This window comes from Bacteroidia bacterium (assembly GCA_025056095.1).
Taxonomy (GTDB): Bacteria; Bacteroidota; Bacteroidia; order JANWVE01; family JANWVE01; genus JANWVE01.
Map to the genome: position 1 here is coordinate 1 of JANWVW010000074.1, position 12,137 is coordinate 12,137.

A 12,137-nucleotide genomic window follows, 5' to 3' on the forward strand; every position below is an offset into this window, starting at 1 on the left:
CGAAGCACCGAAGCGAAGCGTAGTGCGGAATGCCCCGACCCTTGCGTCAGCAAGGGGCACGCCCAAAAAATAAAAAATATAAAATTTTAACCTCATGTCAGTAGGTCTGAAAGAATTTTAAGGTCAGGTTTTATTTTACCTGCTAGCATCAATCGCATATTTCGCCGTGCTAAGGCATCTTCATATTGGGCTTTCTCTTCGTCTGTTTCAGGTTCAATAGGTGGAACAGATATAGGCAAACCGTCCTGGTCAACAGCTACAAAAGTAAAATACGCTTCATTACAAAATCTTTCCTCGCCTGTGCGTAAGTTTTTACCTGTTACTTTTACATATACTTCCATTGAAGTATTAAAAGCTCGGGTTACTTTCGCCCTTAGCTTTACAATCTCTCCTAAGCGAATAGGATGCTTAAAATCCACAAAATCCACCGCAGCAGTAACGACAATTCTATTACAGTGCATTTGTGCAGAAATGGCAGAAACAATATCCATCCAGTGCATCAAGCGCCCTCCCATTAAATTTCCTAAAGTATTCGTGTCATTTGGCAAAACTAACTCGGTCATTTCTGCTACGGTTTCACTTGGTTTTTTAGGTTTCATGAAGCAAAAGTAAAAATTTAGTGTAATTCAATTGTCAAAATATCTTTATTTCATTCTACTTGAAAACCTTGATAGTAACTTTGCTTAAATAGGTCATACCGTGTGTAAGGAATATAGTTTTTGACCTCCACTGCGGATTTTTCAAGAGTCTTACCTATCAACAAGTAGGGAACGTAACAGTGCTGCTCAAAGGCAGCTTTATCTTTTTCTGCAACAGTAACCACTACTCTTCCTTGTCCTTCTCCGAATAAAAAGGCATCAGGGCGAATGTGCGAAGGAACTTCAATACTAAAACCGATATCATGTACAAAGGCACTTTCAAATAAAGTGGTAATAAGTCCCCCATCAGAAACATCATGCGCGGATTGAAGTAATTTGTGCTGTATGAGTTCTCGTAAATTTTTATGTAATTTTAGTTCGTTTTCTATGTTCAGATAGGGCGCAGGACTATACTTTACTTTGTGATAACTATACAAGTACTCACTGCAAGCAATGTCTTCGGTAATATCCCCGAGAATATAAATTAAGTGTCCCGCTTGCTTAAATCCTAATGACATTCTATTATTTTGCAAATTTTCAATCAACCCCACCATGCCAATTGTAGGAGTAGGAAAAACAGGTATAGCCACGTTATCTATTACCGATTGGTTGTAAAAACTTACATTTCCACCTGTTACAGGAATTCCTAGTGCTTCACAAGCTAATTTCATTCCTTTAATACTATGCACAAATTGCCAATACACCTCTTCATTGTATGGATTTCCAAAGTTTAGACAGTTCGTTAGTCCTAACGGAATTCCACCACTACAAGTGATATTCCGTGCCGCTTCTAATACAGCAATAGCACAGCCAATTTCAGGATTTGCATGCACGTATCTGCTATTACAGTCTACAGTTAAAGCAAGAGCTTTTTGTGTACCTTTTATCTTGATAATAGCCGCATCACTGGGTTCGTTAATGCTCATGTTAGCTGTGCCTACCATACTATCGTACTGTTCATATATCCAATGCTTAGATGCAATATTTGGATGAGAAAGCAAAAAGTGAGTAATTTCAACGAACTCTTGAATACTTTTAGGTATAGGGATGTTATTGGAATTAAATTTTTTAATTTCTTCTATGTAAGCAGGTTCTTTGTAGCTTCTATGGTAGACAGGTGCACCCCCTCCTACTACCAAAGATTTAGCAGGTACGTGAGCTACTAACTCGCCATTCATGTAATATTCCAGATAACCTGTATCAGTGACCGTGCCTATTTGTACGCAGGGTACATCCCATTTTTCAAAAACTGCCTGTATTAAATGTTCTTTACCTTTTTCTGCTACAATTAGCATACGTTCTTGGGATTCGGAGAGTAAAATTTCAAAGGGTTGCATGTTGGGTTGCCGAGTAGGGACTTTATCTAAATCAATACGCATACCTACGTTTCCTTTGGCACTCATTTCGGAAGTAGAGCAAGTAATTCCTGCTGCGCCCATATCTTGCATGCCTACGATAGCTCCTGTTTCTATGGCTTCCAAAGTAGCCTCTAAAAGTAATTTTTCTGCAAATGGGTCGCCTACCTGCACTGCGGGCAATTTTTCTGTGGATTTTTCTGTAATATCTTCGGACGCGAACGTTGCTCCGTGAATACCATCTTTACCTGTTGCACTACCTACAATAAACACAGGATTACCTACACCCTTAGCTACCGAAGAAACTGTCTTTCCTTGTTTTACAATACCTACGGACATAGCATTAACCAATGGGTTCATGTTATAGCACTCGTCAAAAAAGGTTTCGCCTGCTACGGTAGGTACGCCAAAAGCATTTCCATAGTCGCCAATTCCTTTAACTACGCCTTTTACAAGGTACTTGGTCCGCGCATGCGAAAGGTTGCCAAAACGTAATGAATTGAGTGCCGCAATGGGTCTTGCTCCCATAGTAAAAATATCTCTGTGTATGCCTCCTACGCCTGTAGCCGCACCTTGATATGGCTCTATGGCAGAGGGGTGGTTATGTGATTCTATTTTGAACGCCACTGCTAATCCTTCGCCGATATCCATTAAACCTGCATTTTCTTCCCCTGCTTTGGCTAATACGTATTTTCCTTCCTTAGGTAAAGTTTTGAGCCATACGATTGAATTTTTGTACGAGCAGTGTTCACTCCACATTACAGAGTAGATAGAAAGCTCTGTAAAGTTTGGTTCTCTACCTAAAAATTCTACTATTTTGAAGTATTCCTCTTCTAACAGTCCTAATTTTTTCGCCGTAGGTAGTAACGCATGCGCAGTTGCCATGCAACAAAAATACAAATAATAAGTTACTGCATTTCTAAAACTTTGGTCATTTTTCAGATAAAATCGCTTAGTTTTGTAGTTCAGAAAGGTTTATGTCTGTAACTAGAAAAATCACAGCAAGAAGTAAGATGGTTTTTGCTTTGGTTTGTTTGTTTGCTGTGGTTATCCTAGTGCAAATTATCAACTTGCAGTTTATTAACAATGAAAGATGGGAGAAAAAAGCCGTTCAAAATATCATAAAAGAGGAGATAATAGAAGCGGGCAGGGGAAACATATTGGGACAAAATAATGCTATTTTAGCCATTAGCACACCTTATTTTCTGCTTAGTTGGGACACGCGCTTTCCCAAAGGTAAAGACAGTTTGCGCTATTTTCATAACTGCCTAGACTCTTTGGCAGATAGCCTATCGCGTTTTTTTGGAGATGCTACTAAAAAAGAATATAGAGAACAACTGCTCAAAGCAAGGTATAGCAAAAAAGCTTACTACATCATAAACAAGCGCCCACTTTCTTTTGACGAAAAAGAACGCCTTAAAAAATGGCCTTTTTTCAGATACAAGACGGCAACCACAGGTATTCGGTTTGAAAAAAAAGAACTACGAACCTATCCGTATGATAGCCTTGCTCGAAAAACTATTGGACAAATCTATTACGATACGAATCATAAAGTTATAGGAACAGGAATAGAATATGCTTTTAACAAAGAACTTTCAGGTACAGAAGGTAGAAAAATCATGCAAAAAGTGGGCACAGAGTTCCAACCTGTAACAGAAGCAGGAGAAATAGAAGCCATTGACGGATATGACGTAGTTACTACCTTAGACGTACAAATTCAAGATATTACTTACCAAGCTTTGAAGCAAGCAGTCAAAAATACACAAGCGAAATATGGCGTAGCCATTGTAATGGAAGTCAAAACAGGAAAATTAAGAGCAGTAGCAAATTATCCTGAAATATTTCAATACGCTTTGGCACAGCCGATAGAACCAGGATCGACCTTCAAGTTAGCTAGTATGCTAGCCTGCATTGAAGATAAGTACATCACAGGTGCAGAAACTTTACAAACAGGTTCAGGTAAATGGCAATTCTATGACCGTACTATGACAGATACTAAACCACACTATCTACTTACAGCACAAAAAGCTTTTGAGGAATCTAGTAATATCTACCATGCCAGAATGATTCAAAAGTACTATGGTAAAAATCCGATTAAATTTTTTAATCATTTAGAGCGTTTTGGTTTAACTGAACCTACGGGTATAGAGATTCTCGGCGAACCTGCACCTTATTTCATTAAACCTGATGATAAACGCTTATGGAATGCTACTACACTACCTTGGTTATCTACGGGATACAATGTGAAACTAACACCTTTGCAAATTCTTACCTTCTACAATGCTATTGCCAATGGCGGGTATAGAGTAAAACCAATGCTTGTAGAAGAGATTCGAAAAAACACTAAGGTTATTCGCAAGTATCCTGTTCAAGTATCAAGAGAACCTATTTGCAGTAAAGAAAGTTTATCTATTATTCAAAAAATGTTGGAAGGTGTAGTGCAACGCGGTACGGCTAAAAATATATACACCTCTAGCTATGCCATAGCAGGTAAAACAGGTACTGCACAAAAGGTTGTCAACGGTCAGTACCAAAAAACGTATGAGGCTTCTTTTGTAGGTTATTTTCCTGCACGAAATCCTTTATATAGCATATACGTTCTTTTAGATGAACCGCAAGAAGGATTCTATGGCGCAGCAGTAGCAGCCCCTGTATTTCAACAAATTGCCAACCAACTCTTTGCTATGAATCAAAAAGCACAAGAGTTCAAAGACATAAAAAACATTATTAGTGCAGAACTGCCCACAGTAAAAAAAGCCTTTTTCAAAGACTTAAAAACTGTTTATAATGAACTTTCTATCGCTTATCAAGGTACAGATACAGGGACTTGGGTAAGTAGTAGTTTAGTCCCAGATAAAAAGGCAGTTAAAATTTCAAACGATAAGATTAGTATATACAACAAGGTTATTCCTAACCTCAAAGGTATGACGCTCAAAGATGCTATTTATTTGTTGGAGAATATGAAAGTTAAGGTTATTTATGAAGGGCAAGGCAAGGTAGTTAGCCAGTCTTTGGAAGTAGGTACTCCTGTAAAAAATGATATGATAATTCTTCTCAAATGTGAGTGAGTAATAAATAAGGTCTATACTTATCTTATCAAAACACCATATATCTAACTACTGCCAAAAATTTTTTATCAATTTTGTAGTTGAATTGAAATATGGATATAGAACAAAAACTGACGCCTTCGGCTATTGTAAGTGAATTAGACAAGTACATTATTGGTCAGCAGGAAGCAAAGAAAGCTGTGGCTATTGCACTTCGCAATCGTTGGCGACGTATGCAAGCTGCTTCGCACATACGCGAAGAAATTATGCCGAATAATATTTTGATGATAGGTGCTACGGGAGTAGGAAAAACTGAAATTGCTCGTAGGTTGGCTAAATTGGTCCAAGCGCCTTTTATTAAGGTAGAGGCATCTAAGTTTACAGAAGTAGGTTACGTAGGTAGAGATGTGGAGAGTATGATTAAAGATTTGTTACAGCAGGGCATAAATATGGTAAAGGCACAGCATAAGCAGCAAGTTTTACAAAAAGCCCAAGAACAAGCAGAAAATATTATTTTGGATATTTTACTTCCCCCCATGAAAAACTCACTGGAAAACGCACAAAAGTTTGGGCTTGAAATTACCGATGCAAATGCTATATCCGAGCAAGAGCTAAATCACCGAACTCGAGAAAAAATCAGGGCTAAACTCCAAAAAGGCGAATTAGACCATAGAAAAATTGAAATAGAAATAGAACATAAGCCTACTGCACAAGTAATAGGGCCTATTGGAGTAGATGACATGGCTGCTAACATTGAAGAAATGCTTAGCAGCATTGCACCTAAGCGAACTAAAAAAAGAACTGTAACTATCGCCGAAGCGAGAAGAATTTTAACTGACCAAGAAGCCCAAAAATTGATTGATATGGATAGCGTTATTTCCGAAGCTATTCGAAGAGTAGAAACCAGCGGAATTGTATTCATTGATGAGGTAGATAAAATAGCAGGTAAATCTAATAATGGCGGACCTGATGTATCCCGTGAAGGAGTGCAAAGAGATCTACTACCTATTGTGGAAGGAAGTACTGTTAGCACTCGATACGGTAATGTCAGAACAGACCATATTTTGTTTATTGCCGCAGGGGCTTTTCATGTATCTAAGCCTAGTGATTTAATTCCTGAATTTCAAGGGCGCTTTCCTATTAGAGTAGAGCTGCAATCGCTTTCTGAAGAGGATTTTTTCAGAATTTTAACTGAACCTGAAAACGCACTAACTAAACAATATAAAGCTCTTTTTGAAGCTGAAGGTTTTGAATTAGAATTTGAAGAAGGTGCTATACGAGCTATGGCAAAAATAGCTTATCAGGTAAATAATGAAATAGAAAACATTGGTGCAAGGCGCTTACATACTATTTTAACAGCTCTACTCAACGACTACTTGTTCTTAATACCTGACCAAATTACAGAAAAGAAAATTGTGATTACCGAAGAAATAGTACACCAAAAATTGCAGCATCTTGTGCAGAATAAAGATCTATCGCAGTATATTTTGTAATTTTGCTCTTATGCCAAATATTTCTCAACGAGCGGTAGCTTTACCTGCTTCACCCATCCGAAAACTAGTACCCTTTGCGGAAAAAGCTAAAAAGATGGGTAAAAAAGTTTATCATCTCAACATTGGTCAGCCCGATGTACAAACCCCTGAAACTTTTTGGAAGGCTATTCAAAATCACAATCTCAAAGTGCTAGAATACACCCATTCCGCAGGGATGGAAAGCTACCGCAAAAAGCTTTCTCAATACTATCAAAAACACGATATATTTGTTTCCTATGAAGACATAATTATTACCGTAGGGGGTTCGGAAGCACTATTCTTTGCCATGTACACTTGTATGAATCCAAATGAGGAAATTATTATTCCTGAACCTTTCTACACAAATTACAATGCTTTTGCTCAGATAGCAGGTGTCAAGGTTGTTCCTGTGCCTTCTAGGATAGAAGAAGGTTTCAAGTTGCCACCTATTAGCGAATTTGAACAACGAATTACTGATAAAACTAAAGCTATTCTTATTGCAAATCCAGGTAACCCCACAGGATACATTTACACGCGAGAGGAACTAGAGCAATTAAAACAACTTGTACTCAAATATGACCTTTTTCTTATTAGTGATGAAGTGTACAGAGAATTTATCTATGACGATAAGCCGTATGTGTCCGTGATGCATTTAAGCGGGATTGAGGATAGAACAATTTTAGTAGATTCGGTTTCTAAACGGTATAGTGCCTGTGGGGCAAGAATTGGAGCGTTGGTATGTAAAAATAAAGAAATTATCCAAAGTGCATTAAAAATGGGGCAAGCGCGTTTATGTGCGCCTATGTTAGAGCAAATAGCCTGTGAAGCTGCTGTAGATACTCCCCAAAGTTATTTTGATGCTGTTACACAAGATTATGTTGCGCGTAGAAACGTAGTTTTAGAAGGTTTATCTCGTATTCCGAATGTCATTTATAATGTTCCTAGTGGAGCTTTCTATTTAATGGCAAAATTCCCTATTGAAAGTAGTGAACATTTCTGCCAATGGTTATTAGAAAACTTTGAGTACAATAATGAAACCGTGATGCTTGCTCCCGCAGGTGGCTTTTACGCTACCCCAGGGGCAGGTAAAAGTGAAGTCCGTATTGCCTATGTGTTAGAAGTAAATGAGCTTAAAAAAGCCATGGTCTGTTTGCAAAAAGGATTAGAACAGTATTTACAACAATCTTTCTCTATAAACTTATAAGCTAAAACAGAATGATAGCCCAACATTTTATTAGTTTATTTAGCGTTACTTTGATGGAAATAGCGTTGTGCATAGACAATGCTATTTTCATTAGTATTATTGCTTCCAAAATACCTAATCCCAAGCAGCAAAGAAAAGTCCGTTTTTTAGGTATTCTCATTTCACTGGTGATGAACATTATTATGATTTCTTTGATAGGCTTTCTCAAAGAATTAGAGATTGAGGTATTTAGTATTTTTGGGCATGGATTTTCTAGTAAAGAACTGATTATGCTAGGGGGAGGTTTTTTTCTCATTTTTAGCAGTGTTAGGGAAATTCATCATAAGTTAGAAGGTGAGGAGTATCAAGAGCATAAAACTAAAATAACCACCGCTGGAAAGTCTATTTTGGTAATATTTTTAATGAACTTTATATTTTCCCTAGACTCGGTTTTGGCAGCCATAGGCATGGTAAAAGAAATGTGGATTATGATGGTAGCTATTACTTTGGCTTTAACAGTGATGTTTTTCTTTGCTAAACCAATTGGCAAGTTTGTAGATAAACACCCTTCTACTAAAATGTTATCTTTGGCATTTTTGCTGCTTATTGGTTTCACTTTGAGCGTGGAAGGTTTGGGGGTACATTTAGAAAAAGGATATGTTTATTCAGCCATGATATTTTCTTTATTTGTAGAATTCCTGAACTTGCGCTTAAAGAAATCTAAGAATCCACCTGTGCGGCTACGCCAGCCCCGCTTACCTGATAACAAAATTGCCAATACTCAACATCCAAATCCAAAATCTTAATTTGAGAAGCACAAAGTTTTTTGTACTTTTGAATATTTACATGAACAAAGCAAAAGTTTGTTTGCTACTGCTCACAATCCTGCTACATGTTGAGTTGTATGCTCAAAAAGACAGTGTACTCTATTCCAATAGAGTGCGCATGGGTATTGATTTTGGAGTAGGCTATTCATGGTTGAATAATCAAAGTTATCAAAAATTGACGATTACAGGTAAAAGCATAAATGGACAATATTGGCTACAAATTCCCATTATTAGAGGAATGCAAAAACTTAATGCACGTTTTGGGGCAAACTTAACCAATCAATATTATGACGATTTTACTATTAAACGAGATACCTTACCCGCTACCAGTGTGGTCGGTAGTTCTTTTACAATTTTTAGCCCCATGGTAACACTTACTTATTACCCGTTTGATGACTATTGGGGAAAAAATCCTATTTGTTTTCAAGCAGGTCTAGGTTTATATACTATTATTTCTTACCATAATCAGATATTTTTTACCCGCCCGCCTAATTTTTACATTTTTGATAACTACAATTTACATTTGACCTTTATGCGAGGTTGGCAGGATAAAACGCAAAGAAATTATTTATATGTGTTTGTTCGTATGGATGCCAAGTACTATAATGTGGCTTTTCCGCGCAAGGAAATCAAAGATTGGGCGTATAACGCTGTATTAGGTATTTCTTATTATAGCAAGCCACCTATCAAGCGAAAAAAGAAAGCATAAAAGTTCATCATCGTTCAAAATGCTTAATTGATAAAATATGGTCCTTTTCAACGTAAAAAACAACATATTTTTTAAGGTTATACCTATTTAGAAAAGCAGGTAAATTTCGCAATTGCTCTTCTTCATAGTAAAAATTACATTTTGCATAATACATAATTTGCGGTACTGCCCAAAAGTCCTCTGTAACCGCCAAAACTACTAACTCATTAGCTTGGCGTTCTTTTTTAATAGTTTGACCTATCTTTTGATAAGCATCAGTGTAGCGGTAAAAAGCAGCGTAATACATACCTACTTGTATCAAAATCAGCAAAATGTAGATTGTTTTATTAAAATTTAACATACGCATAAACCATAACGATAAGGCAATCAAAATAAAGCTTGTTTTTAATACAGAGAATTCATGAAAGTAAGTAAAACCAAACAAAACACTATGATGTAAAACGACAGGTAAACCTAACAAAATCAGCCATATTAGTTTGTTAAAGCTTATCCATAAATTTTTTCTGTAATGTTTTCGAAGTAGATAAAAAATACCAATAGCCATCAAAACTAACAACGGCGCATAGCCTTTTATATAATGATAAATGAGCATAAACCAATACAAACTCGTATTTTGTTCTTGTAGCTCTTTCTTGCCACTTCTGAATTCGTATTTGTTGAATAAAGTTTGTTTTAGAGTTTGCCAGTCTTGAATATGTGCGTATTGATAGAGCGTTAAAGCTAATCCTATCAACATTCCTGTGCCTGCTACACACACAGGTAAAAGGTGAAGAAAACTACGTTTTTTTACTACTATCAGTATTCCAACTATCAAGGTAGCTATTCCGATAAAAACCGCTATCCATTCTGTGTACATCAAAAGAAGTGAAAAAATGAACAAGCCTAAATAATTACGAATTGTTCTTTTTTCAAGGTAAAGCATCAGCCAAAAGTAAAGGTATCCTGCCCACAGACCTTGTACAAAAATGTCTACGAAGTATGTATTCCCATGATACCACAAATTGAACGGTAAGAATAAGTATAGTACATACCCCCAAAAAGCCCACTTTTCTGAATTAAAGACAATTCTCAAAATCTTGTACCAAAAAAAAGCGCAGACAAAGTGCCATATCAGGTTGAAAAGTTGTATACTTAGCGGCGCAATAGGTAAAAAAAATACCTTACAAAAAATATACGCAGCATAAAAAGCAAAAGGTGGATAGGAGACATAGTAATAATTCCCCTCTTTGTCTTTTATTCCGCCTATAAAATCCAAATGAGCATTTGTTTTATCATACGGGTAAGTATATATCAGTGCGTACTTAGATGCAGAAATACTCTTGCTTTCCCATATTTCTAGCGTAATGAGCAGGTGGGCTAACATCCATTCATGGTGTATGGATAAAGGTCTATTCAGAAAAGGAATACGAAGACCTACAGAAACTACCCATACGGCTACCAAAAGCCATATTTTAGGAATTGAGGGTGTGTTCACACAATTATTTTTCTAACCTTTTCAAAATTTGTTCAGTAGCCTTTTCTGTATCCACTTTTTTGATTATATCTTGAATTTTGCCTTCTGGGTCTATGATGAATGTAGTACGTATAATTCCCATGCTTTTTTTGCCATACATATTTTTTTCGCCCCATACGCCATAAGCGTGGATAATGTTTTTTTCTGTGTCTGCTATCAGAGGAAAAGGTAGGTTAAATTTATCAGCGAATTTTTTATGGCTCTGTTCGTCATCTGCACTTACGCCCAATACGACCATACCTTTTTGCAATAGAGTGGAATAGTTATCTCTAAAATTGCAGGCTTCTTTGGTACAGCCGGGTGTGTCATCTTTGGGATAAAAGTACAGAATAACTGTTTTACCTTTGAAGTCAGATAATTTTAATAGGGTTCCGTTTTGGTCTTTTGCACTAAAATCGGGTGCAATATCGCCTATGTTCAAGCCCATGAGGGCAAAGATAATACAACCTTTTCAATAAAAAAGCATCCTTGCCATTGAGCAAGGATGCTGTGTAAGTTGATTATGAATTTTTTTGTTTTTCTTTGTTGTAGGTAATTACTTTGTCAATTATTCCGTATTCTTTGGCTTCAGGGGCAGTCATCCAATAATCTCTATCGGCGTCTTTTTCTATTTGTGCGTATTCTTTGCCTGTATGATGGACTAATATTTCGTACAAATTTCTTTTGACTTTGTTAATTTCTCGGGCTGTGATTTCTATATCTGAAGCTTGTCCGCTTGCGCCGCCGAGGGGCTGATGTATCATTACTCGGCTATTGGGCAGGGCGTATCGTTTGCCTGGGGCACCTGCGGCTAAGAGTACTGCGCCCATAGATGCAGCCATGCCGATGCATATTGTGCTTACGTCAGGAGTAATAAATTGCATAGTGTCGTAGATGCCCAATCCTGCGGAAACAGAACCCCCTGGGCTGTTAATATACATAGAGATATCGCGGTCAGGTTCTTGGCTTTGTAGCCATAGAAGTTGAGCTTGAATACCCGAAGCCACATAGTCATCTATCGGATATGTCATGAAAATGATTCGCTCTTTGAGCAATAGAGAATAAATGTTATGGCTTCCTTTGCCTTCCTCAATTACATAGGGGGCAATATCTGCAACAAAAGGACTTCTTGCCATAGAAAACATTTGGTCAAAGACCAAAGAGCTCATACCCCTGTGGTATATTGCGAATTTGCGAAAGTCATTAAAATCGTACATAGTTCTTAAATTCGAATTGCAATATAAAAAGTTAACCTAAAAAACTAAAAAAACCTTTCTAATTTGTGGATTATGTTGTCTATTTTTTTGGGCGTGCCCTTGCCCACACTTCGCTTGCGCTTGTGTGGGCAAGGTCGGCGTGGGGGGGGGGGGGGGGT

General features: G+C 37.2%; 10 protein-coding genes. 5 read left to right on the top strand and 5 right to left on the bottom strand.

The window, feature by feature from the left end:
- Positions 1-92: 92 nt before the first annotated feature.
- Positions 93-599 carry an acyl-CoA thioesterase gene (locus NZ519_07120; protein MCS7028524.1) on the bottom strand — a complete coding sequence of 169 codons (507 nt, stop codon included), beginning with the start codon at positions 597-599 and terminating at the stop codon, positions 93-95.
- Positions 600-649: 50 nt separating this feature from the next.
- Positions 650-2,878 (bottom strand): phosphoribosylformylglycinamidine synthase subunit PurL, encoded by a 2,229-nt coding sequence (gene purL, locus NZ519_07125; GenBank protein ID MCS7028525.1) that lies wholly within the window; start codon positions 2,876-2,878, stop codon positions 650-652.
- A gap of 158 nt (positions 2,879-3,036) precedes the next feature.
- On the opposite strand from purL, the gene NZ519_07130 reads away from it, so the two are divergent.
- The 5 genes from NZ519_07130 (at position 3,037) to NZ519_07150 (ending at position 9,270) form a co-directional block, all read left to right on the top strand.
- Entirely contained in the window at positions 3,037-5,061 is a 2,025-nt protein-coding gene (locus tag NZ519_07130; protein MCS7028526.1) for a transpeptidase family protein, read from the top strand.
- 92 nt (positions 5,062-5,153) lie between these two features.
- Positions 5,154-6,533 (top strand): ATP-dependent protease ATPase subunit HslU, encoded by a 1,380-nt coding sequence (hslU, locus tag NZ519_07135; GenBank protein ID MCS7028527.1) that lies wholly within the window; start codon positions 5,154-5,156, stop codon positions 6,531-6,533.
- A gap of 10 nt (positions 6,534-6,543) precedes the next feature.
- On the top strand, positions 6,544-7,755 hold the full coding sequence (locus NZ519_07140; protein MCS7028528.1) for a pyridoxal phosphate-dependent aminotransferase: 1,212 nt from the start codon (positions 6,544-6,546) through the stop codon (positions 7,753-7,755).
- Positions 7,756-7,766: 11 nt separating this feature from the next.
- Complete coding sequence (locus NZ519_07145) at positions 7,767-8,540, top strand: TerC family protein (GenBank protein MCS7028529.1); 774 nt, start codon at positions 7,767-7,769, stop codon at positions 8,538-8,540.
- A gap of 40 nt (positions 8,541-8,580) precedes the next feature.
- Positions 8,581-9,270: a hypothetical protein gene (locus NZ519_07150; GenBank protein MCS7028530.1), complete on the top strand. Its 690-nt coding sequence runs from the start codon at positions 8,581-8,583 to the stop codon at positions 9,268-9,270.
- Between the two features lie 7 nt (positions 9,271-9,277).
- On the opposite strand, the gene NZ519_07155 is transcribed toward NZ519_07150, so the two are convergent.
- The 3 genes from NZ519_07155 to NZ519_07165 all read right to left on the bottom strand — a co-directional run bounded on the left by NZ519_07155 (position 9,278) and on the right by NZ519_07165 (position 11,871).
- Positions 9,278-10,744 (bottom strand): hypothetical protein, encoded by a 1,467-nt coding sequence (locus tag NZ519_07155; GenBank protein MCS7028531.1) that lies wholly within the window; start codon positions 10,742-10,744, stop codon positions 9,278-9,280.
- A gap of 4 nt (positions 10,745-10,748) precedes the next feature.
- Positions 10,749-11,210, bottom strand: coding sequence for a thioredoxin-dependent thiol peroxidase (bcp, locus tag NZ519_07160; GenBank protein MCS7028532.1), 462 nt, complete (start codon positions 11,208-11,210; stop codon positions 10,749-10,751).
- 73 nt (positions 11,211-11,283) lie between these two features.
- A complete protein-coding gene (locus NZ519_07165) occupies positions 11,284-11,871 on the bottom strand; it encodes an ATP-dependent Clp protease proteolytic subunit (GenBank protein ID MCS7028533.1) in 588 nt (195 codons plus the stop codon).
- Between the last annotated feature and the right edge of the window lie 266 nt (positions 11,872-12,137).

Excerpts from the sequence above, each read along its gene's own strand:
- NZ519_07120 (MCS7028524.1), bottom strand. The coding sequence starts at position 599 with ATGAAACCTAAAAAACCAAGTGAAACCGTAGCAGAAATGACCGAGTTA.
- purL (MCS7028525.1), bottom strand. The coding sequence starts at position 2,878 with ATGGCAACTGCGCATGCGTTACTACCTACGGCGAAAAAATTAGGACTG.
- hslU (MCS7028527.1), top strand. The coding sequence starts at position 5,154 with ATGGATATAGAACAAAAACTGACGCCTTCGGCTATTGTAAGTGAATTA.
- NZ519_07140 (MCS7028528.1), top strand. The coding sequence starts at position 6,544 with ATGCCAAATATTTCTCAACGAGCGGTAGCTTTACCTGCTTCACCCATC.
- NZ519_07145 (MCS7028529.1), top strand. The coding sequence starts at position 7,767 with ATGATAGCCCAACATTTTATTAGTTTATTTAGCGTTACTTTGATGGAA.
- NZ519_07150 (MCS7028530.1), top strand. The coding sequence starts at position 8,581 with ATGAACAAAGCAAAAGTTTGTTTGCTACTGCTCACAATCCTGCTACAT.
- bcp (MCS7028532.1), bottom strand. The coding sequence starts at position 11,210 with ATGGGCTTGAACATAGGCGATATTGCACCCGATTTTAGTGCAAAAGAC.